This window comes from Achromobacter colocynthidis (assembly GCF_057334535.1).
This window is the reverse complement of the sequence record NZ_JBHFIZ010000038.1, coordinates 64,976-91,564: the sequence shown is the minus strand read 5'-3', so window position 1 is coordinate 91,564 and position 26,589 is coordinate 64,976. Positions and strand designations below refer to the sequence as shown.

The window sequence follows — 26,589 nt, the reverse complement described above, 5'->3', positions numbered from 1 at the left end:
GGGCGGGCGCATCCCCCCGCCGCTCGCCATTACGCCTTCGGCGCGAGCCAGGAGTCTTCGGACTCGATGCCGTCGGGTTCCCAGGTCCAGACGATCTTCTCGTAGGTCAGCTCCACATCTTCCATGTGACCCAGTTGGCGATTGTCGGGTTGCAGGCAGTTCGGCACCCACAGGCGGGTACCGACGACCACCGCGTTGGTCAGCTGGATGGTGTAGTACTTCTCTTCCGTGCCCTTGGGGCTGATGCGGTAGAACTCCAGCGTGACGTCCTTGAGCTGTTCGCCCGAGCACAGCGCCTGGTAGATCTTCGGCGAGGACTTATCGATTTCCTTGACGAAGGTCAGGCCCAGATGCTGGCGCTTGCCCGAGGGCAGGCCGGACTGCGGGTTCTTGGGGATCTCGATCTTGTGCTCGACCGCTTGCACCAGGATCTTTCCCTGATGCCCGCTGATTTCGCAGGATCCTTCGATCTTGCCCTGGTTCTGTCCTTCAAGCGTGAGGTAGCACGGCATGGCCATGGTAAATTTCTCCTTGCAGTTGTTGAGTCTGAATGCAATTGCAGACGAAACCGGAGGCGTGCCGGTGGCAGCCGGCACGCCGGTTCCGCTGGATCAACGGGTTAGCTCTTTTCGAGTTTGCCCACCAGCGATAGCGTGAAAGACGCACCCATGTACTTGAAATGGGGACGAACCTTCAGGCCCACGCGATACCAGCCGGGATCTCCCTCCACGTCCGATACCGTGATTTCCGCCTGACGCAGCGGACGGCGGCTACGCACGCCCGGCGCCGGGTTGTCCATATCGGCCACGTATTGGCGAATCCAGTTGTTCAACTCCGATTCCAGGTCGGTCTTTTCCTTCCAGGTACCGATGTTTTCGCGCTGGATCACCTTGATGTAGTGCGCAAGGCGGCTGACGATGAAGATGTAGGGCAGTTGCGTGCCCAGCTTGTAGTTAAGCTCCGCGTCCTTGCCTTCCTTGTTGTTGCCGAAGAACTTGGGTTTCTGCACCGAGTTGGCCGAGAAGAACGCCGCGTTGTCGGTGTTCTTGCGCATGGTCAGCGCGATGAATCCCTGCTCGGCCAGTTCGAATTCCCGGCGTTCCGAAATCAGCACTTCGGTCGGGATCTTGCTCTGGGTTTCACCCATGGCCTCGTAGTTGTAGACCGGCAGATCGCCCACCGTGCCGCCACCCTGGGGCCCGATGATGTTGGCGCACCAGCGGTACTGCGCGAAGCTGTCCGACAGGCGGCTGGCGAAGGTGAACGCCGCGTTGCCCCACAGGAAATCCTTGTTCCCGCCCGACACGTCTTCGTTGTAGCGGAACTTCTTGCTGGGCACGGTATCGTCGCCGTAGGGCACGCGCAGCAGGAAGTTGGGCATGGTCAGGCCCACGAAGCGCGCGTCTTCCGTTTGGCGGAAGGCATTCCACTTGGTGTATTGCGGGCCTTCGAAAACAGCCGAAAGATCCTTCAGGTTCGGCAGGTCGGCAAACGAATCCATGCCGAAGAACTGCGGGCCGGCCGACGCAATGAACGGCGTGTGCGCCATGGCGGCGACGCTGGCGATCGATTGCAGCAGCTTGACGTCCTGGCCGCCGGGGCTGAAGGCGTAGTTGCCGATGATGGTGCCGAAAGGCTCGCCGCCGAACTGACCGTATTCGGCGGTATAGACCGCCTTGTACAGACCGGAACGCGTGATGTCGGAGGCATCCTCGAAATCTTCCAGCAGCGCCTGCTTGGAAACGTTCAGGATCTCGATACGGTTGTTCTCGCGGAAGTCCGTGCGGTCGATCAGGAATTTCAAGGAGCGCCACGAGGATTCCAGCTTCTGGAATTGCTCGTTGTGCATGATGGCGTCGACCTGACGGCACAGCTTGCGGTCCAGTCCCGCAATCATCTCGTCGATCAGGCCCTGGCTGACCTTTTCCTGCGAGCGGCTGGGCTCCAGCAATTCGGCAACAAAGGCCTCCAGGCCCTGGCGCGTAATCGAATAGGCTTCGTCGCCCGGCTTGACGCGGGTGGATTCGATCAGCTGGTCGATCAGCGAACCGCCTTCCTGTGCCGCGCCTTGCGCGCCTTCTTGCTGCTGCGGGGATTCCTGGCTCATCACTTACTCCTTGGCCTTGCCCGACTCAGCGTCGGATTCCTGTACACCCAGTTCGCCCAGCAGCCGTTCGCGGGCGCCTTCGTCCTGGATCAATGCCTGCAATTTCTTGCGGAATTCGGGCAGATTGCCCAGCGGACCCTTCAACGCCTTCAGGGCTTCGCGCAGTTCGATCAACTGGCGCAGTTCGGGCACCTGGCCCACCAGCGCATCAGGCTCGAAGTCGCGCAGGTTCTCGAACTTGAGCGACACGGGAATCGCCTCGTCGGATTCACCTTCGGCAAGTCGGTTCGGCACCGACAACGTCAGGTTCAGGTTCTGCGCCTTCAGGACATCGTTGAAGTTGTCCTTGTCCACCTGGATGGGCTTGCGCTCGTCCAGCGGGGTTTCGGTTTCTTGCAACGTGAAGTCGCCCAACACCAGTTGCTTCAGAGGCAGTTCGACTTGTTCCTGTGCGTCGCCGGTGGCCGGCTTGTAGACGATATTGACGCGTTCCTTGGGGGCTACTGATCCTTCATTGGCCATGGTTTTCTCCTAGGTTCCGGTGGGTCAGGCGGCGGCGGTTGACTGCGAAAGTTGCCAGGCGGCCCGGCAATCCAGGCTGGCCAGCTTGGCCAGCAAGGGATGGGAGGGCCCGGCGTCTTCCGCGCCGTATCGCAGTTCGACGGCCGCCGCCAGTGCAAGGGCTTGCCGGGCAAGCTCCGGTTCCCATTGCTGCAGGCGGTGGGCGTCGAGTTCATCAATCAGGGGGGACATCAGCGCGCGAATATCCGCACGGTCGTCGAAGCGGTGCAGCAGCGCGCATTGCGCCAGCCGCAGGCGAAAGCGCTTGCGCAGCCCTTCCGTGCGGCGCGCAGCTTCTTGCAGGCGGTCCAGGGCATCGTCCAGGCGTCCGGCAGCCGCATCGGCCTCGGCGGCCGAGGAAAGCGATTGCAGGTCGTCGGCGTCGTCGTGCGTGGTGGACGCGCCTTCACCAGCACCGGTGAAGCTCTCCAGCCAGGCAAGCGTCTGGGCGTCAGCGAAAGGCTGGCCATCGTTGAATTTCATGCCGGCCAGTTGGGGCAGTCGGGCGACCAGGCGGCCAGTCTCGAACCCGACGCAGGCCGCGGCATCGGCGGCGCCCAGGCGGGTCAGCGCGGCATGGCTTGCGCGGTTCAGGTCCAGCCAATAGCGATGCGTGATCAGGTGCGACTCCGCGAACTGCACGACGGCCTGCGGTTCGCCGGTCTGCGCGATCTGCTCGAAGCTGCTGACGATTTGCAAGGGCGGCGGCATCAGCAAGGTGACGCCGCCTTGCGCAGGCGGTGTCTGTTCCAGCGTGGCCCAGGCGCACACACGATTCAGGCGAAACAACAAAGGCAGCGTGGGCTGCGTCTGCAGATACCAGTCAACCAGCGGGCGCAGGCCCGTCAGTGCCGCATCGGCGGCAGCCCCTGGATCAGCCCCTGCGGCAGGGGGCGCCGCGATGCTGGCGGCAGGGGGCGGCGCGGCGGACCGGCTGACCGCGGCTTGCGCGGCGGCGGGCGCGATAGCGGGCGCCTGCTGTGGCGCGGCGTCAACGACGGGCTCAGGTTGCGCAGGCGCCTCGACCGGCAAATTCCGCAGGGCGGAACGCAAGCCGTAGAAGGCAGGGGCTTCGTCATCGTGACGCTGCCATTCGCTGTCCAGCGCTTCCCAATCTTCAAGCATGGCCGCGTGCGCGGCGGCCGGCATTGCGGGGTAGCTGTCGCGCCCCGCCTGCAGGCGCTCGTTCAAATGGTCCAGCAACCACTGGATCTGATTGCGTCGGCCGCGCATGCGGGTGACGGCGGGCGACATGTCTTCCCAGTAGGTCGCGACCAGGTCGCGCAAGACACGGATGCCTTCGCCCAGGCCCGTCAGGCCTGCCGTTTCAAGCAGGCCGGCGGCGAGCCAGGTGCCGACCGCCAGATCCTTGCCTTCCTGCTTGAGGATGCCGTTGGCCAGCGCGACAACCGATGTCCAGTCCACGGCGGTGCTTGCGTGGATGTCGGTCAACTGGTCGATGTGCGCCTTCAGTGCCGCGAATGCTTCACCATCGCGCGGGCTAACGCCGGCGGGGTGGTCGGCCTGTATGGGTTGCTGCCCTACGTCACGGTCGAAAAGCACTGCAGACACAATGTCTCACCTGTAATAAACCGATACGAGCGGGGTTTCCCTGACTCGGATGTCGGCCCACCCTCTTATCCTGATGGCGTAACCGTTGTTACTTCCGCTTTGGAAATGATGCTATCGACTCCCCGTTGAGAAACCGTTGAAGCAATTGCTCGCCCTGTTGTTACATTGCGGCAGCAATTAAACGTTTATTAAACGTTTGCAAAGTAAAACGGGCCGGTGTTACCTTCCGCAAGATTGGGGGGACAACCGCCAGAAGACACAACAACTGTCACGGGGAAAAGAAAGAATGCTCATCAGTACAAGGCGCCTAGGGCAAACCCTTTAGGCGCGGCCGCTTGGTCTATCAGGGTCCCATGCATCCCAGTCTGCTGAGGCCCGTGCAACTACGTCTGTTGGGCGAATTCGATGTCGCCGTGGGGGACGTTAGCGGTGCGCGCGCCATCACTTACAACAAACCGAAGCTATTGCTCGCATTGCTCGCGCTTGCGCAAGGCAAGCCATATGCACGGGCGGATCTGGCCGACATGCTGTGGCCGGATGAATTGGGCAATGGGCGTGCCAACCTCCGGCACGCCTTGTTCGTGCTGCGGCGTCTGTTCGAAAACGTGCCGGACGTGTGGTCGGGCACGAACAGCACCCTGGCGCTCAATCCCCAGGTCATCATGGTGGACGTCCTGGCCGTTACCGGCAGTGCCGGCTACGAGGCGCTTGGCCTGGAAGAGCGCTTGTCCTATGACAGGGGCCGACTGCTGGAATATTCGGAGCTACCCGAAAGCGCGGCGTTCAGCAGCTGGCACACCAGTTGGCAATCGCGTATCGAGCGCGAGATCTCGGAATGCCGCAAGGCGTTGTTGACGCGTCTGGGCCGGGAGGGCAGGCAAGCCGAGGCGATGGAGCATGCCAAGCAATGGGTGCAGACTCACCCGGAGGATGAAGGCGCGCATCGCCAGCTGATACGCCTGCTGCTGGACAGCGGCAATCGCGATGCCGCCATGTTGGCTTTCCGCGATTGCGTCAGCCTGATGCGCGATCGCTTCGACACCGAACCCTCTGAAGAAACCCGCGCGCTGATGGAAAACGTCGTACCGCCGGCGGAGCTTGGCGGCGTGACCTTGCGCGAGCAAAGGCACTACCGCCCGCTGGCGGTGCTGGCCGTGACCGTATCGGCCGACGATCCCACCCTGCAGCCCGAGCAAACGCTGCATGGCATGCAGATGGCACGCAGGCACTTGCAGGATCTGGCGCGCAAGGAAGGGGGGCAGGTGCTGCTCGGTCTGGCCAGCAATATGGCGATCGTTTTTGGCCACCCGGTTCTGACCGAGCGGCCCGCGCACGCCGCTGCTCGGCTGGCGTGCGCCATTCGCGATCTGGCCTTGCCGCCGGGCATGCGTGTCGGCATGGGCCTGCACGCGGATATCGCGCTGGTGCACGCCGACGAGCGGCCGGATGGTGGCGCGCTCGTCACGCAAGAGGCCATGCGGCTAAGCTACCTTGCCGAGGCGGGCGAGATACTGATTGGGTCGGCGGTTCGTGAACGCCTGATGGATCAGTTCGCCGTGCGTCGTGAAAAGCGGCATGGGCGCGAGCTGTGCTTGCTGGATGCGCAACTCGAGGCCGCGGCGGTGCATCGCATGTTCGGTCGGGTGCGTGAATTCGACAGCCTGGTGCGCATGTGGGCGCGCCTGCCCATGGCGCAGCCGCCGACGGCCATGATGGTGCGTGGCGAGCCCGGCATAGGCAAGTCGCTGCTTGCCGGCGTGACGGCCGAATATGTGCGCCGCACGGGCGGTGAAGTGTGCGTGCTTGCCTGTTACGAAGGTCATAGCGAAACGCCTTTCCATCCGGTGCGCGAGCATTTGCTGCAACGCCTGTCGCTGGAATGGGGCACGGTCGATAGTGCCGAACCGGGGTCGGCCGACCTGCCGACGCGCTCGGTCGATATCTTATGCAAGCGCGCGGGGCTGGATCCCAGCTTGCGGTCGGCGCTCAAGCGGGTGCTGTTTCCTGAGAATAGCCGCGGCGAAGCCGGTGTCCCGGTGTCAGGCCACACCCCGCATGGCGCGCTGGTCGATGCGTTGGCCGCCATTCTGGCGCATCACGAAAAGGGCGAAGGGCCGCGCCTGCTCATATGGGAAGACCTGCATTGGGCGGATCGATCCAGCCTGTCTCTTATCGAGGCGTTGATGCGCCGGACCGTACGGGGGCCGATGATGCTCCTGACCACGGCGCGCGAGGAATTCGTTCGCACATGGGAAGCCCACGATCTGCGCCTTAGCCCCCTGGACCGCCAAGCCATGGGGGAACTTGTGGCCCACCGCTCGCGGGGGCAGCGCCTGGCGCCCGCGCTGCGCGCCAGGATCGTTGAGGGCGCCGAGGGCGTTCCCTTGTACGCGGAAGAAATGGTGCGTCAGGTCGCGCTTGGCACCGATATCGGTGTGACTCCCGTCATTGCCGACCTGGTCGCATCGCGGCTGTCCGCGCTGGATACCGCGGCACGCCACCTGATCCAGTTCGCCGCCGTGGCCGGCCGGCTGGACGATGCCTTGCTCGCCCGCGCGGCCCTTGCCGCCGGATTGAACCGGCGCGATATTCCGCGCTTGCTGGGTGACTTGCACCGCCACGGTCTGATCGACGACGGCATCCCGGCCAACTTCCGGCATGAACTGATCCGCACCGCCATTTACCGATCCCTTGGCCCGCAAGAGCGCCAGCGCCAGCATGAGCAGGTTGCGCAGTACCTGATGAGCCTGGATCCGCGCACCAATGCGCCGGAGCCCGCGCATATCGCCCTGCACCTTGATCATGCGCGGCACGCGGATGCCGCGCATTGGTGGTGCCTGGCCATGCGGGACGCGTTGGCGCAGTCGGCCGTGGGAGAAGCGCAGGCCTTGAGCGAGCGCGCGCTAGGAGCGCTGCCGCTGATCGCGGATGCGGATCTGCGCCGCAAGGCCGAACTCGACTGCCAGCTTCTGCGGGGGACGTTGTTCACGGCGATCAAGGGCGGGGGCGCGCGCGAAACCTCGCAAGCCTATGTCCGTACCGCCAAATTGCGCGTCAGCGACGATAGCCCTCATATCCAGTTTCGCCAGATGTGGGGCGACTGGGTCGTGGCGCTGTGCACGCGCCCGCATGCGGAAAGCGTGCAATTCGCCGAACGCATACACCGCCACGCTGAGCTGACAGGCGATGGACTGCACCTGGGCTGGGCGCAATACGCCTACGGCGACAGTCGTCTGTGGATGGGCGATGCCGCCAATGCGGAGCGTTGGCTGCGCTCGTCCATTCTTACGCTAAGCAGCCAGTCGGATCACAGCCTGCGCTTTGCCTGCTGCGGAGCGGATGGCGCCAGCCTGGCCAAGGCGATGCTGGGCGTCGCCTTGACGCTTCAGGGGCGCGACGGGGAAGGGCAAGCCTGCGCGCGGGCCGCCCTGGAAAGCGCCGATGCGCTCGACCACCTGGCCAGTCGCGTGCTGTGCCTTAGCCTGGTGGTCAGGCTGCATTGGCTGCGGGGTGACGAGGACGCGACGCGCGAGGCGGCGGCTCGCTTGTCATTCCTGACCGGGCAAGCAGACTTTTCCATCTGGAAGGAACTTGCCCTGGGCTGGACAGGATGGGTGAATGCCCGCAATGGCGACAGGTCGGCCGTAGCCGACATCGAACGCGCGGTTGGAGTATGCGGTAAGGACCTGCCGGTCATGCAGTCCACGATGGAACTGATGCTGGCGCAGGCGCACCTGGCCTGGAACCAGACAGACGCGGCCACGGCGGCCATTGAACGTGCGGGGGGGCTGATAGAAAAGTTCGGCACCGAGTCCCTGCGCGGCGAATATCTTCGTTTGCTGGGTGATACCTGGGAAAAACGGGGCGATGGAGTGCGGGCCGTGGCGTGCTGGCGGCAAGCCTTGACGGAAAGCCGCCGCCTGGGCCTGTCCTTGTCGGCCAGGAAGGCGGAATCCCGAATATGGGATGGCGCACCACAGGCGGCCTAGCGGGCCGCCTTTTTTTTGCGGCGCACTTGGTGGTGGACTCTGCAAAATAAGCATGCCCCGCAACCCGTGTAAAATCCACCCCCGCAGCATCTGCAATGGATGCGCATCGCCTCGACAGCGATACCAGTGGACTCGGCTTGGCCGGGTGGCTCGGCCGGGCGCCTATCCCTCGGACAACTCCAAGCGAATTTCGGCTCGCTCCGGGACCAAAACAAACCCTCCTCGGTGTGAGGCATCGCTTGCTAACGTCAGGTTAGCCAATCAATGTCTTTTCTTTCTTCTTTTCGTCGCGAATGGATGTCCAATCCTCGCAACGACATTCTTGCGGGCATCGTCGTTGCCCTTGCGCTTATCCCTGAAGCCATCGGCTTTTCCATCATCGCGGGCGTCGACCCGCGACTGGGCCTTTACGCCTCGTTCTCCATTGCCGTGATCATCTCGTTGGTGGGTGGCCGGCCGGGCATGATCTCGGCGGCGACGGCCGCCGTTGCGGTGCTGGTGGGTCCCCTGGTCAAGCAGCATGGCGTCGAATATCTGTTCGCCGCCACCATCCTGATGGGCGTCTTCCAGGTCATCGCCGGATTCCTGCGGCTTGATCTGCTGATGCAATACGTGTCGCGGTCGGTCGTCACCGGGTTCGTGAATGCGCTGGCCATCCTGATTTTCATTGCCCAGTTGCCGCAGTTGATCAACGTCACGTGGGTCACCTACGTGATGGTGGCGGGCGGGTTGGCGATCATCTATCTGTTTCCTCGCCTGACCCGGGCCGTGCCGTCGCCCTTGATTGCCATCATCGTGCTGACGGTCATTTCTATTTACTGGGGCCTGCCCGTCAACATGGTGGGCGACATGGGCAAGCTGCCGTCGTCGCTGCCTTCGTTCCTGATTCCGAACGTGCCCTTCACCCTTGAAACCTTGCAGATCATTTTTCCGTATTCGCTGACCATGGCGGCGGTGGGTTTGTTGGAATCGATGATGACCGCGCAGATCGTGGACGACATGACCGACACGCCCAGCAACAAGCGGCGTGAATGCAAGGGCCAGGGCATCGCGAATTTCGTGACGGGTTTTTTTGGCGGCATGGGCGGTTGCGCCATGATCGGCCAGTCCGTCATCAACGTGAAGTCGGGCGGGTCGACGCGGCTCTCCACGTTCGTGGCGGGTTCCTTCCTGCTGTTCCTGATCGTGGTGCTGGGTCCCTTGGTGGCCAGGATTCCGATGCCGGCACTGGTCGCGGTCATGATCATGGTGTCCATCGGCACGTTCAGTTGGGGTTCGATCCGCAACCTGCGTACACATCCTTGGCAGTCTTCCGTGGTCATGCTGGCGACCGTGGTGGTGGTGGTCTGGACGCATGATCTGGCCCGGGGCGTGTTGGCGGGCGTGCTGTTGAGCGGCGTGTTCTTCGCGGGCAAGGTCAAGCGGCTTTTCGCGGTGACTTCAGCGTTGTCGGAAGACGGACGCACCCGTACCTATTACTACGCGGGCCAGGTGTTTTTCGGGTCCACCGAACGGTTTGCCGAAGCCATTGATTTCAAAGAGCTCGTCGACCATGTCGTGCTGGACGTCTCCGCCGCGCACTTCTGGGACATCTCTGCCGTGGGGGCGCTGGACAAGGTTGTGATCAAGCTGCGCCGCGAAGGCAAGGCCGTGGATGTGGTTGGCCTGAACGCCGCCAGCGCCACGATGATTGGCCGCTTTGCGGTTCACGACAAAGCGGGCGCCCACGCCCAGTCGGCGGGGCACTAAGGAGACAACAGGTCGAAAATACTTGGATGCCTGGATGCCTGGATGCCTGGATGCCTGGATGCCTGGATGCCTGGATGCCCGGATGTAGCGAAAAACCGCGGCGCGCCCAGCGACTTTGCCTTGTAGGATGGGTGGAGCGCGGCATGGTGTAGGCAAGAACACTAACGCCGAACGCGCGGAACCCATCAAGCAGCGGTGAACGCAGGCTAAGGCTTACCGCAGGAAAACAGCCGCTAGATGATGGACCAGGTCTATCCAATCTGCTGGCTGTTTTTGCTTTTGGCGGTCTACGTTTCGTCAGGCGCCGGTTGATGGGTTTCGCGCGATACGCACCGGTATTCTTTTTCCGGATCTGGCGCGCTCCACCCATCCTACATTGTCGTTGCCGACGGCTCCGCAGCCTTGCTGGTCACGGACGCCTATGGCCATTCCCCGCTCGTGCAAACCTGCGCTACACGAATCAGCTTCCTGCCCCAAAGCTGCATCCTCGCCGATAGTCCTCGGCCCGAGCCAAGGTCCGATAGAAGTCCGCACCCAGATTGATGAAATCTTCCATCTCCTGCCGGGTGAGCTTGTGTTGCACCGTATCCAGGCAGGCGGCGTAGGCGGCCAGGACTTCGGGCCAGTCTTCGAAGCGCCGCATGCCTGATGTTCTGGTGATCATCTGGGCTACCAATTCTTGCGTATCCATAAGAATCTCCTGCTGTCTCCCTTCGTCTGCGTCCCCTGGCGCGTTCCCTCTCGCATTCCGATTGCTTGCGCCACGCGCCAAGCGCCAAGCGCCAAGCGCCAAGCGCCAAGCGCTAAGCGCTAAGCGCAAAGCCGCCTTGCGGCGGCCATGCACTCCTTGCATCGAGGTGGCTACGGGTTGACCCGCAACTGTCCCGGTTTACATCGGCATCAGAACCGTGTCGATGACGTGGATGACCCCATTGTCGGCGGCAATATCCGTCTTGACCACGTTGGCGTCATTCACCTTGACCTTGCCGTCGGCGACGGTCACGGTGACTTCGCTGCCTTCAACGGTCTTGACCTTGCCCGCCTTGACGTCCTTGGCCATGACCTTGCCCGGCACGACGTGATACGTCAGCACCTTGGTCAGCGCGGCCTTGTCCTTCAGCAGCGCGTCCAGCTTGTCCTTCGGCACCTTGGCGAATGCCGCGTCTGTCGGCGCAAAAACGGTGTAGGGGCCCGGTCCCTTCAGCGTGTCGGTCAGGCCGGCGGCTTGCACCGCGGTCGTCAAGGTATTGAACCCGCCCGCCGATTTGGCCGTGTCCACGATGTCGGCGGCATTGGCCCAGCCGCAAGCCAGGGCAATCGTCGTGCCAATCAAAAATCGCTTCATGTTGTGCTCCAGAAAGTGAGGGAATCAGGCGCCCGCGTCCTGGGGTGCCCTCAATATCGCGTCGCAACTTGGAAAACGCGATGCGTGAGGGTAGAGTAGGCGGCATCTTTTCCTTCGTCCATATTTTGAACCTGTAAATTCAATCTTTATCGGTTCATAGGCGGGTCAAAAATGCCAAATACTCCGAATACTGTCCTAGACGAATCCGGTTCAACCGCGGCCTACCGCACGGGGGTCGCCGCCAAGCTGGCCGGCTTGCCCGTGGAAACCCTGCGCGTCTGGGAGCGGCGCTATCAGTTGTCCTCGCCGGCCCGTTCGCCACGCGGCCAGCGGCTGTACTCGGCCGAGCAGGTCCGCCGGCTCAGCCTGTTGAAGCAGCTTGTGGATCAGGGGCACGGCATCGGTACGCTTGCGCTGCTGACGCTTGCGCAGTTGCAAGCCATGCTCGGCGCGCAGCCCAGCTTGGCCGGCCCCCCGTTGCGCGCCGTGGCGGTCGGCGCGACTCTTGCGCCTCGCCTCTTGGCGGGGGGCACGGGCCACGACGGGGGCTCTGGCTACATGGCAGGGCCTGACGTCCATGTGGTCGGCGCGTGCGCGCACCTGGAAGACGCCGGGTCGCTGCCGCGTCATGCCGACGTGCTCATCATTGAAATTTCCGAGCTGGATGCCGATGCGCTCGCGCCCATTCAGCGCGCGCGCGACGCGACCGAAACCGGCGCCGTGGTCGTGCTCTACCGCTTTTGCGCCAACGCCACCATACGCAACCTGCGCGCGCAAGGATGCCTGGTTGCGCGCATTCCGGCGCAGTTGACGGAACTTGCGCCGCTGTGCCGCTCGGCGGTCGCCGGGTCGAACCTTGCCGCGCTTGCCCCGGCTTCGGCCATCACGTTCAACGAAGAAGCCTTGGCCAAGATCATGGCGCTGCGCAACCCCATCGCCTGCGAGTGTCCCAGGCATCTGGCCGAGTTGCTCATGATGGTGGGCAGCTTCGAGCGCTACAGTGCCCAGTGCGCCTCACGCAATGACGCCGACGCGCAATTGCATCTGGCGCTGGAGCAGGCCGCGGGCCAGGCGCGCGGCATTCTGGAAGCCGCCATGGGGCGTCTGCTGCAATCGGAAGGCATATGGCCGTTGGCCGGTTGAGCGCGGGCGCAGCCATGGGCATTCGGCATGGAATGCACGTGCTCAAAACGGGTTCGGGGGGACCGGGGAAAGTCGCCCGGGCGGCCCGTTGGTTAAATCGTTGGTCAGCCCATTATTCAGCTCGCTGGCCAGCCGGTTAACCGCGCCGCCCCGCACGGGGGCGGCGCTGTCAATCACACCCCGATCGGTCCACCATCGGCGCGTTGGATCACCACCGTCGACGCGCGCGGGCGTACCGTGCCGCTGGCCGCAATCGTCGCATCATCCGTGCTGTAGGCCGGCCAGTTGGCCGGGTGCTGGATGTTCAGGAAGATGCTGGTGTAGTCCGGCGTGAACGCGAAGCCCGTGACTTCGGCTTCATTGGGGCCGACGAAGAAGCGGCGCAGGTCGGCCTGGTTGGACGCGTTGATGGCTGGGCCCGTGCCGGTGCTGTCGGCCAGCGCGCCGGGAATGACGGCCAGCATCTGGTCGTTGGTGGCGCGGGCCACGTTGTTGTTGCGGCCGCCGTCGATGCCGTTGTCAGTCTGAATCCACAGGATGCCGCGGGTGTCGAAGCCGATACCGTCGGGGCTGGCCAGTTGGTTCAGCGCGGTCAGGCCCGAACGGTTGGTGTCGGCGTCGGCGCCGGCATCCGAACCGAACACGAAAATATCCCACTCGAACTTGGTCGAGCCGGCTTCATCGTGCCAGCGGATGATGTGGCCGTTGACGTTGTTCAGGCGCGGGTTGGGCGGGTTGGTGCCCGTGCCGGCGTTGCGGCTGCTGTTGTTCGTCAGCGTCAGGTAGATGTCGCCGTTGGTGGGGTGCGTGGCGGTCCACTCCGGGCGGTCCATCGGGGTGGCGCCCACGAAGTCGGCCGCGCCGCGCGTGTTGATCAGAATGGCGTCCAGGCTGCCGAATTCGTCGGCCAGCGTGCGGCCGCCGGCGCCGACGGTGGTGCCCGTCAATGCCAGCCATTCGCCCGTGCCGTCCGCATTGAAGCGGGCCACGTACAGCGTGCCCTTGTCCAGGTACTTGGCGCCCACGGCCAGGCGGTCGGTGCGCTCGGCGTCCTTCGGATCCCACACGGCTTCCGACACGAAGCGGTAGATGTATTCAAAGCGCGAATCGTCGCCGCTGTAGAAGGCCAGCGGCTTGCCGGCTTCGGGCTTGCTGTAGGCGGAGCCTTCGTGGGCGAAGCGGCCCATGGCGGTGCGCTTGGTGGCGATGCTGGTCGGGTCGTAGGGGTCGATCTCAACCAGGTAGCCGAAGCCGTTGACTTCGTTGCGCCAATCTTGCGTGGCGTCGATGCCGGTTTCGGTGACGTTGAAGCGCGCGAATTCACCCAGCACCTCGGTGGCGTCGCCCGCGGCGGTTTCCCACTGGTAGCGGCCGGCGGGGCCGCCGGAGACGCCAACGCGAAGCTGGTGCGCGGGGCGCGTGCCGGTGTTCACAAAGCAGGCCGCCCAGTTTTCTTCGGCGGTGATGTAGGTGCCCCACGGCGTGTAGCCGTTGCCGCAGTTGTTGTTGGTGCCGCGCACTTGCATGCCGTTGGGCGAGAAGGGCGTCTTGACCCAGTCCGTGCCGCCGACGGGGCCGGCCAGCTTCATCGCGGTGGCCGACGTGAAGCGGCGGTTGTAGCGCGAGTTGTTGACGATGTTCCAGCGGCCGTTCTCACGGCGCACGTGGACAATGGCCACGCCGTGCGCGTTGATTTCCTTGCGCACTTCTTCAGCGGGGCGCTTGCCGGCCACCGACGTGGGGCCGGCGGGGTGCAGGGCGCCCTGGTCGATGTATTCGTGGTTGATCGCGAGCAGGCCTTCGGTGGAGCTGCCTTCGATGGGGAAGAAGTGCATGCCGTCGTGATGCATGCCCATGGAGTTGAGCAGGTCGTTGGACGTGTTGTTGCCGTTCTGGTCCCAGGCCTGCGCGTTGTCGTTCAACGGCGTGCCCCACGGCGCGAACACGTGGGCCACATAGCCTTGCGGCACGACGCAAGCGTCCGTCATCGACGTGGGCAGGGAATCGAAGCCGAGCTTCAGCGGGGTCGGGGCAGGCGTTTCGCCGCCGGGGACTTCGGGCGCGGGGTTCGGTTCGCCGCCGACATTGTCGTCATCATCGTCATCGCTGCTGTTACAGCCGGCCAGGCCAAGGCTGGTCATCGTGGCGAAGGCGGCGGCAAGACCGCCGCGCATCACCATGCGGCGCGACAGGTTCTTTTCCAGAATCTCGGAAAAAGGGCTGCTCTGGCTGGGGTTGCGGACGATCTTGTCGGAGATGGATTTGCTCATGTGGCTTCCTGGCGTTGATGGGCTGTGCCTGAATGGACGAGCAATACTAGAAGCCGCAAATGAAAGGTTAATGACACCACGCTGAAAGTGTTGATGGGTGATCGGCGCGCAAAAAAAATGCCGGCGCCGTTTGCACGGGGCCGGCCAAACGCAAGCAAGCGCGATTACTTTGATGTGCTGGCGGCGGATTTCGACGCCACCGATTTCGACGCAACCAAGGGACACCCGCCCTGGTCCAGCGGCCGGAAAGCGTTGTCGCCCGGAATGGTGCGCAGGATCTTGAAGTAGTCCCAGCGCGCCTTGGACTCAGACGGCTTCTTCACTTCCACCAGGTACATGTCGTGCACCAGGCGGCCGTCTTCGCGCAGATAGGCATTGCGCGCGAACATGTCGTCGATCTTCATGCCGCGAATTTGCGTCATCACCGCGTCACCTTCCAGCTTGCCGCTTTCCTTCACGCCCTTCAGGAACGTCAGCACGGCGGAATAGACGCCTGCTTGCGCCATCGTTGGCACGCGGCCCTTCATCCGTTCGGCGTAGCGCTTGGACCAGTCGCGCGTGCGCGCGTCCATATCCCAGTAAAAGCCGCTGGTCAGGACCAGGCCTTGCGCCTGCTCCAGCCCCACGCCGTCCACGTCGGTAATGAACATGAGCAAGCCAGCCAGCTTTTGCCCACCCTGGATCAGGCCGAATTCATTGGCCTGCTTGATCGCCATGGTGGTGTCGCCCGACGAATTGGCCAGCGCCACGATCTCGGCCTTGGAGGCCTGTGCTTGCAAGAGGAACGACGAAAAATCGTTCGATGCGCGCGGATGCTTGACCGAGCCCAAGATCTGGCCGCCCGCTTGTTTGACGGCGTTTTCGGTATCGGCCTGCAAGGCGTGGCCGAAGGCGTAGTCGGCCGTCAGGAAGTACCACTTTTTCATGCCGGACTCGGTCAGCGCGCGCCCGGTGCCGTTGGCCAGCGCATAGGTGTCGTAGGTCCATTGCGCGGTGGAGGCCGAGCAGGCCTTGCCCGTCAGGTCCGAGGTGCCGGCGGTGGACGCCAGGAAGGCGATGTTGGCCGTGCGCGTGATTTCCTGCACCGCCAGCGCCACGGACGAGGTGGGCACGTCGACGATGGCCTTCACGTTTTCCTGATCGATCCAGCGGCGCGCGGTGGCCGAACCCACGTCCGCCTTGTTCTGGTGGTCGGCGGCAATGACTTCAATCTTGCGGCCCAGCACGGTCGGCCCGAAGTCTTCCACCGCCATGCGGGCGGCTTCCACCGAGCCTTGCCCGGACAGGTCGGCGTTCATGGCGGATAGATCGGTCAGGACGCCGATGCGGATGGGCTTGTCGGGCTGCGCGTGCGCGGCCGGCATGGCGAATGCGCCGGCAACGAGCAGGGCGCGTAGGTAATGGTTCATGTCTTCCTCCAAGGGGGGGGCGTCCGCTGTTTACGCGGATCTTTGCGGCATTGGTGATACGGCGGTGGGTTGGGACAGCAGATGGCACAACAGGAACTGATCGGTCTGCGCGTGCGCCAGGTGGCTCGCGTCGAATTGCGCGTCGATGGCGCGTTTGCTCAGGCGCAGCGCCAAGGGTGGGCAGGCGGCGGCGTCGCGCGCCAAGGCCCGCGCGGCGTGCAGCGCTTCGCCGGCGGGAGCCACTACGTCCGCCAGGCCCCAGGCTTGGGCGGTGTCGGCGTCCAGTTGCAGGTCGGTGAAAAGCGCCCGCTTGGCGCGCGCGGGCCCCACCAGGCTGGCCAAGCGGGGCAGGCCGCCCCAGGCCAAGGGTAGGCCCAGCCGCACTTCGGGCAGGCGCAGAAAGGCGCTGTTGGACAGCACGCGCCAGTCGCATGCCAGCGCCAAGACGGCGCCGCCGCCCACGGCCGCGCCTTCAATGGCGGCGATGGTGGCTTGCGGCAACTCTGCCCACGCGCGGCACAGCGCTTCGCCGCGCGCCAAGGCGCGCTGCGTGGTCAAGGGATCGTCGTGGGTCCACAAGGCGGGGTCTTTTAGATCGATACCGGCGCTGAAGACGGCCGCCGTGCCGGTCAGCACCACGGCGCGGATGTGTTCGTCGCGCGCAAGCTCGGCGGCGGCAGCTATCAATGCGTCCATGGCGGCCAGGTTCAATGCATTGGCCTTGCCGCCACGGTCGTAACGCACCACCGCCACGCCATCGTCACGCTCGATTGAAACCATGCTCATGGGATTTTTCCGCTCTTGTTTTGAGGAATTTGGTGGATATACTACCAAGTATGTTGAAAGCCGCAAGGCTTCCTGGACGGTTCTTCATTGCGGGTGCGGGTAAGTCCGTATCCATCAACGCTGGATGGCCGCCGGGAAGTCATGAAAAATAAGGCGAAACCACAAGATGAGGAGACTGTTGATGAATGACGAGGCTGGGGCAGCCGTTCCCGAGCGCGAGGCATGCGTGCTGCGCTATCTGCTGGAAGCGCAAGCGAAAAAGATACCAGACGGTATCTTTGTTCAATTCCATAAGGGTCCGGGTTGGACCTATGCCCAGACGCTGGCGCAGGTACGCCGACGGGCAGCGACGCTGCGTCGTGCGGGCGTCAAGCAGGGTGATCGCGTGCTGTGCTGGATGGGCAATGGGCCTGAGCTGCTGGTCAGTTGGTTCGCCATCAACTATCTGGGCGCGGTGTACGTGCCGCTGAACACCGCGCTGCGTGGCCGCCCCCTGGCGCATGTGCTGGAAAACGCCCAGGCCTCGCTGATGCTGGCGCACCGCGCGCTGGTAGGGCGCTTGCAGGAATTGCAGCCGGGGGCGCTGCGTCACGTGCTGCTAACGGGCGAAGGCGATGGCGGCACGTTGATCAACCCGACCGAGCCGCCGGCCGGCGTGTCGTTCGCGCCGCTGGTGGATGAACCGGGCGACCCCGCGCCGGATCTGCTGGCTACCGATACGCCCATCGAGCCCTGGGATACGCAGTCCATCATGTACACGTCCGGCACGACCGGGCTGTCCAAGGGCGTGGTGACGTCCTACGTGCAGATCTACACCATGGGGCCGGACGCCTTCGACAGCATCACGCCGGAAGACCGCTGCATGATCGCGGGCCCCATCTTCCACTGCGGCAGCACCTTGTATGTGTACGCCATGCTGGCTTATGGCGGGTCGATCGCGATGGTGCCGGAGTTTCGCACCGCCGAATTCTGGGACGCCATCCGCGACACCGAAAGCACGGTCGTGCTGCTTCTGGGCGTGATGGCCAACTTTCTGCTCAAGCAACCGCCGTCGCCGCGCGACCGCGAGCACACGCTGCGCAGCGCGTTCATCGTGCCGTTTGGTGAAGACGCGCCGGCGTTTCAGGCGCGCTTTGGCGTGGACCTATACACGGTCTACAACATGACCGAGATCGCCAGCCCACTAAGCGCGGGGCCGGGCCTGACCGAGGCCGGGCACTGCGGCAAGCCCAGGCCCTGGTTCGAGCTGCGCGTGGGCGATGCGCAGGACCGCGCGCTGCCGGACGGCCAGGTGGGCGAGTTGCTGATCCGTTCGCATCGCCCCTGGGCATTGTTCTCGGGTTACTACCGCAATGCCGAAGCCACGGCCGCGTCGATGCGCAACGGCTGGTTCCACACGGGGGATGCGTTTCGGCGCGAGGCGGATGGCACGTTTTTCTTTGTTGACCGGTTGAAGGACGTGATTCGGCGGCGCGGCGAGAACATCTCGTCGTTTGAGCTTGAGGGGGAGATTTGCGCTTACCCGGCGGTGCGGGAAGCGGTGGCCGTGGCGGTGCCGAGTGAGCACGGTGAGGATGATGTGCTGGCGGTGGTGACGGCGGTGGAGGGCGCGCAGGTGGAGCCGGCCGAGTTGATTGCTTGGCTGGCCGAGCGGGTGCCGCATTACATGGTGCCGAGGTATGTAAGGGTGGTGGAGGAATTGCCTAAGACGGCTAGCGGCAAGCTGCAGAAGCATGTGCTGCGCAGCGAGGGCTTGGCGCAGGGGACGTGGGATCGGGAACGGGCGGGGGTTAGGTTGCGGAGGGAGAGGTTGGGGTGAGGGGGGCGCGACGTTCGCCGTCAGGGGCGGGTGCCCAGGCCGGCGATGATGGTGTGGACGACTTTGTTGGCCAGGATTTCGCGGTCGTCGCGGGTTTCGCCCAGGCGTGGGCGATACCAGACGGCCAGCCAGTTGATGGCGCCCAGCGCCGCCTTGATGGCGACTGACACGTCGTCAATGGCCAGCGAGCCGTCTTCCACGCCTTCGTAGGCCACGCGCTTGAACAGCGCTTCGAAATCGTCGCGGATGGTCATCAGGTCGGCCAGGGTCTGGCGCTGCGCGGGGGTGGTCGCGCCCAGGCGATGCATGTGTACGCCTTGCACCACCACCGTTTCAAACGCCAGGTTTTCCATCATGGACAGCGCATGGTGCTTGAGCATCAGCGCCAGCCGATGGGCGGCGGTGCCCGGTTCCTTCATGACCGGACGCACGGCCTCGAAGTTGCGCCGCATCCCTTCGCGGTGCACGTCGAAGAACAGGTCGGTTTTTGATCGGTAGTAGTGGTAGACGCGGCCCTTGGTGGCGCCCAGCCGGCGCGCCACGTCGTCGATGCTGGATGCGTGGAACCCCTGCTCCATGAAGCACTCGGCCGCCGCGGTCAGCAGTTCAATGTTGCCCATGCCGTCATCGCGTGCAGCCGTCACCGTAGGTTCCCCATTCATTGCGCCTTTCTCCATCCATGCGTCGTGGCAAAGCGCCAGTTTAGCCATTCGCCTGATGCCCCGCCGGGTGGCGGGGCACTTTTGCATCAGGACGCGCGGCCTTGATCGGCGCCCTATGCAAATCGCAAAATCGAAGTTTATACTACTCGGTATGTTTTCGTGCTTAATTGCATGACCAAGCCCGCTCACGCAGCTTTCAATGGCCATCCATGACGACAGACCTTGCCCAACCCCTCACCTCTCCGCAAACCCTGGCTGCCCAGGTATCGCAAGAAATCGGCGTGTCGGACTGGCTCACCGTCACGCAGGCGCAGGTGGACCTGTTTGCCGATGCCACTGGCGACCACCAGTTCATTCATGTGGACCCGGCGCGCGCCACGCGTGAAAGCGCGTTTGGCGGGCCGATCGCTCATGGCTTTCTATCGTTGTCGCTGCTGACCCGATTCAGCTTGCAGGTGCTGCCGGTATTCGAAGGGGCCATCGGCATCAACTACGGTTTCGACAAAGTCCGCTTTCTGACCCCAGTGCCCGTGGGGGCACGGATTCGCGGCCGCTTTGTCCTTAGCGAATTCACGTCCCGCAACGACCGTGAATTCACCACCCGCTACGCCGTCACCGTCGAGATCGAGGGCGCCGCGCGCCCCGCCTTGGTGGCCGACTGGATCACCATGACCGTGCTTCAAGGATGACCGCCATGACCATACGCTTTGACGAACGCGTCGCCATCGTGACAGGCGCCGGACAAGGGCTGGGCCGCAGCCACGCGCTGCAACTGGCCGCGCGCGGCTGCCGGGTGGTGGTGAATGATTTTGGCGGCGCGGCGCAAGCTGTAGTCGACGAGATCCAGGCGGCGGGTGGGCAGGCCGTTGCCGACGGCGGCAACGTTTGCGATACCTCGGCCGTGGATGCCATGGTGGCGCGCGCCATGGACGCCTGGGGGCGCGTGGACATCCTGATCAACAATGCCGGCATCCTGCGCGACAAGACGTTCGCCAAGATGAGCGCCGACGACTTCAACGCCGTCATCGACGTGCATCTGCTGGGCTCGGCCAACTGCGCGCGCGCCGTGTGGCCGATCATGCGCGAGCAACGTTATGGCCGCATCCTGATGACCACGTCCACCTCGGGCATGTATGGAAACTTCGGCCAATCGAACTACGGCGCCGCGAAGGCGGGCGTGGTCGGCCTGATGAACGTGCTGCACCTGGAAGGCCAGAAGCACGGCATCCATGTGAACGCGCTGGTGCCCACCGCCGCCACCCGCATGACCGCCGAGATGTTCGACGCCGACGCGCTGCGCGCGCTGGACCCCGCCTATGTGACGCCCGCGGCCTTGTTCCTGGTGGCCGAGGGCGCGCCCAGCCGCACGGCATTGCTGGCGGGCGCGGGCACCTACGCGAGGCTGGCCATCGTGGAAAGCGCGGGTGTGTATTTTCCGGAAGACGCGCGCACGCCGGAAAGCATCGCCGCGCATTTTGATGAGATCGCCAGCCTGGACACGCTGATCGAACCGCCCGAGGGGCTGGCCCACGTTGCCCGTATCTTGAAGCGCGCACAGGAGGCCGCATGAACGCCAGCGCAGAACAACCGCAACCGCATCAGGATCAGCAAGCGAATCAGCCGCCGCAGCAACCCCAGCGCGCCGCCCCGCACGCGCGTGGCGACTACCCGCGCCTGCTGCCGATGACGACACGGCTGCGCGACACCGACGTCTACGGCCACATGAACAACGTGGTCTACAACGAGTATTTCGACACGGCGGTCAACCAGACGCTGATCGAGCTGGGCGTGCTGGACCTGCGCGCCAGCGCCGTGATCGGCCTGGTGGTCCACAGCCAGACCTCGTACTTTCGCCCGGTCACGTTTCCCGACCGCGTGGTGCTGGGCATGCGCGTGGGGCGCTTGGGCCGCAGCAGCGTCACCTACGAGTTCGCGATGTTTCGCGAGGATGACGAGACGGCGGCCGCCCAGGGCAGCTACACCCACGCCTATGTGGACCGTGAATCCAGCAAGCCCGTCGAATTGCCGCCGGCCTTGCGCCGCGCGTTGGAACCGTTGTTGCGCGCGGCCTGAGCGCGTCGGCTGGGGGCGCCTAGCTGGGGGCGCCTAGCTGGGGGCGCCTGGCCGGCCGCGCCTCAGCCAGCCGCGCCTCAGCCGGCCGCGCCTAGCCGGCCGCACTGACCCAAACGCCGCCCCGGGAGCTGCTGTGATCGACCACAACCTGCCTCGCGTCACCTACTCGAACATCCACACCGATTTTTCCGCGGTGCACGATCTGCTGGACCAGCGCCTGCCCGACTTCGAATCGCGCATGCTGGGCCACGACCATCGTCACCGTTTCGACGGCCAGGCGGTGGCGGGCGAAGACCTGCAAGCGTGCTATTCGCCGATCGACCATTGGTTGTTGATCGGCCGCTTTCCCTGCGCGGATGCCGATACCGTGGACCGCGCCATCGCTTGCGCCCGGCATGCGCAACCGGCTTGGGCCGCGCAGGGTTGGGCGGCGCGCATCGCGGTGCTGCGGCGTCTGGCGATGGTGCTGTCCGAACGCAAGTACGACTTCGCCATGGCGACGATTGTCGAGATCGGCAAGTCGCGCCTGGAAGCGCTGGGCGAGGCCGAGGAAGCGGTGGACCTGATTCGTTACTACTGCGATCAAGCCGAACGCAGCGAGGGCTATCGGCAGCCGCTGGCGCGCGCCTTCGATAACGAAAGCACCCACGATGTGCTGCGCCCGTATGGCGTGTTCGCGGTGATTGCGCCCTTCAATTTTCCCTTGGCCTTATCGGCGAACATGATGTGCGCCGCCTTGCTGGCGGGCAACGCTGTGGTCTATAAGCCGTCACCCCGCGCCGCGTTGACAGGCGCGCTGCTGCTGGGCGCTTGCGACGCGGCGGGCGTGCCGTCGGGCTGTGTGAACGGCGTGTACGGTGGCGCCAAGACGGGCGCGCTGTTGGCGCATCACACCGGCATCGACGGCTACGCCTTCACCGGCAGCCTGGACGTGGGCATGGAGCTGCTGCAAACGGTGGCGGCGGGCCGCCACGCGCGGCCCGTCATCGCCGAGATGGGCGGCAAGAACCCCACCTACATCACCGCCAGCGCGGACCTGGACGTGGCCGTGCAAGGCGTGCTGCGTTCCGCATTCGGGCTGCAAGGGCAGAAGTGTTCGGCGGGGTCGAAGGTATACGCGCACGCGGCGGTGCACGACGCTTTTCTGGAACGGCTGTGCGCGGCCACCGAGGCCGTCACGGTGGGTGATCCGCGTGAGCGTGGCGTGTTCATGGGGCCGCTGATTGACGAAGCGGCGTGGCGGCGCTATCGCACGGCTTGCGAAGACGTGGACGCCTCGGGCCGGCTGCTGTCGGGCGGGCGTCGCTTGAGCGCGGGCGAGCTGGCTTATGGCCATTACGTGCGCCCGGCCGTGGCGGCAGGTCTGCCCGCCGACCACCGCTTGAACCGCAAGGAACTGTTCCTGCCGTTCGTCTCGGTGCAGCCGTTTAACGACCTGCAAGCGGCCATCGATGACGGCAACGCGGTCGACTACGGTCTCACCGCCGGCTGCTACGCCCAAGAGCAAGACGAGATCGACCTGTTCCTGAACCAGGCGCATGCCGGCGCCTTGTACGTGAACCGCGCCAGCGGCGCGACCACCGGCGCCTGGCCGGGTATTCAAACCTTCTGCGGCTGGAAGGGGTCGGGCATGACCGGCAAGGGCGGCCTGGGGCCGTACTACGTGACGCAATTCGCACGTGAGCAAAGCCATACGGTCTGGCGCCGATAACACGATCAGAAAAATCAACACGATCAGGCAAAAACAGCCCGATCAGCAAGATCAACACGATCAACACGACCAGCACGGTCAATGCGATCAAGACCTGGGATTTCATCATGAGAGAAGCCGTCATCGTTTCGACCGCCCGCACACCGATCGGCCGGGCCTATCGCGGGGCGTTCAACGACACCACCGCGCCCACGCTGGGCGGCCATGCGATATCGCATGCGGTGGCGCGCGCGGGCATCGACCCCCGCGAGGTGGAAGACGTGATCCTGGGCGCCGCCTTGCAGCAAGGCACCACCCACATGAACGTGGCGCGGCAGGCGGCACTGCGGGCCGGCCTGCCCGTGCACGTGGCCGCAATGACGCTGGATCGCCAGTGCGCCTCGGGCCTGATGGCCATTGCCACGGCCGCGCGCCAGGTCACACAGGAAGGCATGGACATCGTGGTGGCGGGTGGCCTGGAGTCAATTTCCCTGGTGCAGAACGACCGCATGAACCGCAGCCGTTGGTTCGACGATGCCTTGATGCGCGAGCAGCCGGAAATATTCATGAGCATGCTGGAAACGGCCGAGATCGTAGCCAGCCGCTACGGCATTCCGCGCGCCGCGCAAGACGCCTATGCGCTGCGCTCACAACAACGCACGGCCGCCGCCCAGGCCGCGGGCCGCTTCGATGAAGAGATCGTGCCGCTCGCCGCCATCAAGCAGGTGACGGACCGCGCCACCGGCGAGACCTCCGCGCAAGCCGTGACGCTGACCCGCGACGAGGGCAACCGGCCCGACACCTCGCTGGAGAGCCTGGCCGCGCTGCAACCTGTATTCAAGAACGGTCAGCGCTTGGAAGTTGGGCAACACATCACCGCCGGCAATTCCTCGCAACTGTCGGACGGGGCCTCGGCCTGCGTGGTGATGGAAGCGGCGCAGGCGCGCCGTCGTGGGCTGACACCGCTGGGCATCTATCGGGGCATGGCCGTGGCAGGCTGCGGCCCGGAAGAGATGGGCGTCGGGCCGGTGCATGCCGTGCCGCGTTTGCTGGCGCGGCACGGCTTGAAGGTCGATGACATCGGCTTGTGGGAACTGAACGAAGCCTTCGCCTGCCAGGTGCTGTATTGCCGCGATCAGTTGGGCATTCCGGATGACCGCCTGAACGTCAACGGCGGCGCCATCTCTATCGGCCACCCTTACGGCATGTCGGGCGCGCGCATGGCGGGGCATGCGTTGATAGAAGGCCGACGGCGCGGCGTGCGCTATGCCGTCGTCACGATGTGCGTGGGCGGAGGCATGGGCGCGGCCGGCCTGTTTGAAATCGCGGGCTGAACCGGCCCGCGCGGGTTTGAGGGGTGATGCACGGCGTGCGAGTCCTGTTCGCCGAAGATGGCCACCGGCACGTTGGCGCGTAACGCTTGGCGCGTGACGCCAGCCAGCCGCTACTTGGCCGTGTTCTCGTCGTCCACCGTCAGGCCGCCGTCTTTCATGATGCCTTGGGCAATCTCTTCGGCGGATTTGCCGGCAAAGCCGTGTTCGCCGGCCGTGATGCGAAAGCTGTCACCTTCCAGCGGGCTCATCAAGGTGGCCGACGACAGCAAGATGCCGTTGGACCGCAGTTGAATGCGCTTGCCGACGCGCTCGCGGGTGAAGTCGGCCAGCGCCTTGCGGCTGTCGGGCTTGAGTTCAACATCGACCACGCGGGCGCCGGTGTTGTCGGCGCCCGCGGTGGCGCGTTCAGCGTGCAAGGTGACGCTGTCGGCGTGCGCGGCTAGCGGCATGGCCAGGGCGGCGGCGGCCGCCAGAATGACGTGTCTCAGTGAGGGCATCGCAAACTCCTGCTGTTGGACGACGCCATTATCCTAGCCGAAGTGGCGCCTGCCGTTCACTTCAAGGCTGCCCGGGCGGTCGCACGCCCAGTGCGCGCATCCATGGCATGTCGGGCAGTCCCTGGATGGGCGGCATGCCCGGCTGCGGCAGGCCAGGGGGGTTGCGTAGCGCATCTTGCAGCACCTCGGCCCATTCGCGCGGGTCCAGGGGTTCGCCCATGCGCACGCGCAGGTCCAGCAGGTCCAGCGCGGCGCGGCGGTGGCCGGCTTCGGCGGCATCGCGGAACAGTCGCTCCGCCACGTTGTAGTTCTTCGGCACGCCGCGCCCCATGCCGGCCAGTTCACCCAGATAGGTCTGCGCGGGCGCGAAGCCCTGGTCGGCGGCGCGTTGATACCAGCGGGCGGCGGCCTTGTAGTCCTGCGTGACGTGCTCGCCGTTTTCGGCGATCAGGCCCAGCGTGGTCATGGCCACCACGTCGCCCGCTTGCGCGCGCGCCTGTAGCGAAGCCAGGCGTGGCTCGTCCAGGTACTGCGCGCCGCGTTCGATTTCGTATTCCCAGGCGCTGATGCGCGCCTTGATCAAATCGCGGCCCAGCGTGGGCGACGGGCCTCTGCCGGGGATCCCAGCGTTGGCCGGATTGGCGGGGTTGGCGGGGTTAGCACCCGGCACGGCAGGCGTCTGGCCGTCCGCCAGGCTGGTGAAGGTGATGGTGCCGACCAGGCTGCTGGCGTAGTGCGGAATCTGCCGATAGGCGGTGGCCACCTGCACGTCGCCCGTCAATTGCTTGAAGAACGTTTCGACCGGTGCGGATGCCGGCAAGTCGGCCAGGCCTTGCGCGAAGTAGAACGCATAGGGGCTGTGGCGCGGCCCTTCGTTGCCAAAGCCGTCTTCGGCCGTGGCGCCGGGCTGGGTAGAGAACGCAATCAGTTCGCCACCGGCGGGCACGGTATGGACCCCCCCCCCCCCCACGGCGCACCGCGCGTCAGGTTGGTGCGGCAAGCGTCCAGCACCAGCAGGCGGGCGCGTACCTGCGCGCGGCGCAGGGCCTGTGACACGCGCTTCAAGCTCAGCGAGCCTTGCTGCGCGGTGCGGATGCGCACCTCGGCCAGCGGCACGGGCAGTTCCACGCCGAACAGGTAGTTCACATCGTCCACCGCCACCGCGTGGCCCGCGAAGTACACCAGCGCCAGGTCGGCGCCCGTGGCGCGGGTGGCGAACTCGTCCACCGCCGCTTCCATCTGCGCGGTGGTCAGGTCGGTCAGCAAGGTGACGTCCAGGTTGCGCTTGCGCAGCGTGTCGGCGACCAGGCGCGCATCGTTGACGGGGTTAGCCAAGGCGTTGGTGGGCAGCGCGTAGCGGGCGTTGCCGATCACCAGGGCAAAGCGGCGCTTGGCCGGCACCGGGGTTGGTGTGGGGATTGGTGCCGGGATTGGCGTGGGGCTGGTCAAGCCGGTGCCGTGCAAAGCCAGCAGGCCGACGCCAAGGGAGGCTGCCAGCAGGCGCCGCCGCGCGGACTGGCGAGACAACGAGGGTATGACGTTCACGGGCGCTTTCATGGTTTGGGGCAGGGGCCGGCCGGCGC

The 26,589-nt window shown here is 64.9% G+C and carries 22 protein-coding genes and 1 other annotated feature; of the genes, 9 read left to right on the top strand and 13 right to left on the bottom strand.

All coding sequences use genetic code 11. From position 1 onward, the window contains the following. Positions 1-29: 29 nt before the first annotated feature. From ACE04A_RS24600 to tssA, 4 genes are all read right to left on the bottom strand, one after another. Entirely contained in the window at positions 30-518 is a 489-nt protein-coding gene (locus ACE04A_RS24600; protein ID WP_050445814.1) for an Hcp family type VI secretion system effector, read from the bottom strand. 101 nt (positions 519-619) lie between these two features. After that, the gene (tssC, locus tag ACE04A_RS24595; protein WP_100854064.1) at positions 620-2,107 is read right to left on the bottom strand and encodes a type VI secretion system contractile sheath large subunit; all 1,488 of its coding nucleotides are present in this window, start codon (positions 2,105-2,107) and stop codon (positions 620-622) included. Between the two features lie 3 nt (positions 2,108-2,110). After that, positions 2,111-2,629 carry a type VI secretion system contractile sheath small subunit gene (gene tssB / locus ACE04A_RS24590; protein ID WP_100854065.1) on the bottom strand — a complete coding sequence of 173 codons (519 nt, stop codon included), beginning with the start codon at positions 2,627-2,629 and terminating at the stop codon, positions 2,111-2,113. 24 nt (positions 2,630-2,653) lie between these two features. After that, positions 2,654-4,240, bottom strand: a complete 1,587-nt coding sequence (gene tssA, locus ACE04A_RS24585; RefSeq protein WP_279995334.1) for a type VI secretion system protein TssA — start codon at positions 4,238-4,240, stop codon at positions 2,654-2,656. Positions 4,241-4,617: 377 nt separating this feature from the next. Here tssA and ACE04A_RS24580 point away from each other — a divergent pair, with 377 nt between their 5' ends. Together ACE04A_RS24580 and ACE04A_RS24575 are read left to right on the top strand one after the other, a co-directional pair. Next, on the top strand, positions 4,618-8,229 hold the full coding sequence (locus tag ACE04A_RS24580) for an ATP-binding protein (RefSeq protein ID WP_485820619.1): 3,612 nt from the start codon (positions 4,618-4,620) through the stop codon (positions 8,227-8,229). A 125-nt stretch (positions 8,230-8,354) separates the two neighbouring features. Further along, positions 8,355-8,408 (top strand) — a sequence feature (sul1 is cis-regulatory element that is thought to sense ions involved in sulfur or methionine metabolism; They are found in Alphaproteobacteria). Positions 8,409-8,493: 85 nt separating this feature from the next. Beyond that, positions 8,494-9,978: a SulP family inorganic anion transporter gene (locus ACE04A_RS24575; protein WP_448718367.1), complete on the top strand. Its 1,485-nt coding sequence runs from the start codon at positions 8,494-8,496 to the stop codon at positions 9,976-9,978. Positions 9,979-10,438: 460 nt separating this feature from the next. Here the strand turns inward: ACE04A_RS24575 and ACE04A_RS24570 are convergent, their stop codons facing one another. Both ACE04A_RS24570 and ACE04A_RS24565 read right to left on the bottom strand, forming a co-directional pair. Then, complete coding sequence (locus ACE04A_RS24570; protein WP_448718368.1) at positions 10,439-10,669, bottom strand: DNA-3-methyladenine glycosylase; 231 nt, start codon at positions 10,667-10,669, stop codon at positions 10,439-10,441. Between the two features lie 198 nt (positions 10,670-10,867). Continuing rightward, entirely contained in the window at positions 10,868-11,323 is a 456-nt protein-coding gene (locus tag ACE04A_RS24565; RefSeq protein WP_438859893.1) for a fasciclin domain-containing protein, read from the bottom strand. A 171-nt stretch (positions 11,324-11,494) separates the two neighbouring features. On the opposite strand from ACE04A_RS24565, the gene ACE04A_RS24560 reads away from it, so the two are divergent. Then, entirely contained in the window at positions 11,495-12,466 is a 972-nt protein-coding gene (locus ACE04A_RS24560; RefSeq protein WP_259250888.1) for a MerR family transcriptional regulator, read from the top strand. A 173-nt stretch (positions 12,467-12,639) separates the two neighbouring features. On the opposite strand, the gene ACE04A_RS24555 is transcribed toward ACE04A_RS24560, so the two are convergent. The 3 genes from ACE04A_RS24555 to ACE04A_RS24545 form a co-directional block, all read right to left on the bottom strand. Continuing rightward, complete coding sequence (locus tag ACE04A_RS24555; RefSeq protein ID WP_279995336.1) at positions 12,640-14,736, bottom strand: PhoX family protein; 2,097 nt, start codon at positions 14,734-14,736, stop codon at positions 12,640-12,642. Positions 14,737-14,900: 164 nt separating this feature from the next. Beyond that, positions 14,901-16,145 carry an ABC transporter substrate-binding protein gene (locus tag ACE04A_RS24550; protein WP_259250886.1) on the bottom strand — a complete coding sequence of 415 codons (1,245 nt, stop codon included), beginning with the start codon at positions 16,143-16,145 and terminating at the stop codon, positions 14,901-14,903. 30 nt (positions 16,146-16,175) lie between these two features. Beyond that, entirely contained in the window at positions 16,176-16,931 is a 756-nt protein-coding gene (locus tag ACE04A_RS24545) for an enoyl-CoA hydratase/isomerase family protein (RefSeq protein WP_448718370.1), read from the bottom strand. A gap of 181 nt (positions 16,932-17,112) precedes the next feature. Here ACE04A_RS24545 and ACE04A_RS24540 point away from each other — a divergent pair, with 181 nt between their 5' ends. Then, positions 17,113-18,750, top strand: coding sequence for an AMP-binding protein (locus ACE04A_RS24540; protein ID WP_448718371.1), 1,638 nt, complete (start codon positions 17,113-17,115; stop codon positions 18,748-18,750). A 20-nt stretch (positions 18,751-18,770) separates the two neighbouring features. Here ACE04A_RS24540 and ACE04A_RS24535 read toward each other — a convergent pair whose 3' ends face one another. Continuing rightward, the gene (locus ACE04A_RS24535; protein ID WP_100854077.1) at positions 18,771-19,412 is read right to left on the bottom strand and encodes a TetR/AcrR family transcriptional regulator; all 642 of its coding nucleotides are present in this window, start codon (positions 19,410-19,412) and stop codon (positions 18,771-18,773) included. Between the two features lie 209 nt (positions 19,413-19,621). Here ACE04A_RS24535 and ACE04A_RS24530 point away from each other — a divergent pair, with 209 nt between their 5' ends. The 5 genes from ACE04A_RS24530 to ACE04A_RS24510 all read left to right on the top strand — a co-directional run bounded on the left by ACE04A_RS24530 (position 19,622) and on the right by ACE04A_RS24510 (position 24,509). Then, entirely contained in the window at positions 19,622-20,101 is a 480-nt protein-coding gene (locus ACE04A_RS24530; protein ID WP_438857949.1) for a MaoC family dehydratase, read from the top strand. 5 nt (positions 20,102-20,106) lie between these two features. Further along, on the top strand, positions 20,107-20,982 hold the full coding sequence (locus ACE04A_RS24525; protein WP_485820618.1) for an SDR family NAD(P)-dependent oxidoreductase: 876 nt from the start codon (positions 20,107-20,109) through the stop codon (positions 20,980-20,982). Further along, positions 20,979-21,485: an acyl-CoA thioesterase gene (locus tag ACE04A_RS24520; protein ID WP_448718374.1), complete on the top strand. Its 507-nt coding sequence runs from the start codon at positions 20,979-20,981 to the stop codon at positions 21,483-21,485. The genes ACE04A_RS24525 and ACE04A_RS24520 overlap by 4 nt, the downstream gene beginning before the upstream one ends. Before the next feature lie 133 nt (positions 21,486-21,618). Continuing rightward, positions 21,619-23,196: an aldehyde dehydrogenase family protein gene (locus ACE04A_RS24515; RefSeq protein WP_448718375.1), complete on the top strand. Its 1,578-nt coding sequence runs from the start codon at positions 21,619-21,621 to the stop codon at positions 23,194-23,196. Between the two features lie 107 nt (positions 23,197-23,303). After that, positions 23,304-24,509, top strand: coding sequence for an acetyl-CoA C-acyltransferase (locus ACE04A_RS24510; protein ID WP_448718376.1), 1,206 nt, complete (start codon positions 23,304-23,306; stop codon positions 24,507-24,509). 110 nt (positions 24,510-24,619) lie between these two features. Here ACE04A_RS24510 and ACE04A_RS24505 read toward each other — a convergent pair whose 3' ends face one another. The 3 genes from ACE04A_RS24505 to ACE04A_RS24495 form a co-directional block, all read right to left on the bottom strand. Then, positions 24,620-25,006, bottom strand: a complete 387-nt coding sequence (locus ACE04A_RS24505) for a SecDF P1 head subdomain-containing protein (RefSeq protein WP_259250879.1) — start codon at positions 25,004-25,006, stop codon at positions 24,620-24,622. 61 nt (positions 25,007-25,067) lie between these two features. Then, positions 25,068-25,952: a tetratricopeptide repeat protein gene (locus ACE04A_RS24500; RefSeq protein WP_485820617.1), complete on the bottom strand. Its 885-nt coding sequence runs from the start codon at positions 25,950-25,952 to the stop codon at positions 25,068-25,070. Further along, on the bottom strand, positions 25,931-26,589 hold a 659-nt coding region (locus ACE04A_RS24495), incomplete at its 5' end, for a caspase family protein (RefSeq protein WP_485820616.1). The genes ACE04A_RS24500 and ACE04A_RS24495, both read right to left, overlap by 22 nt.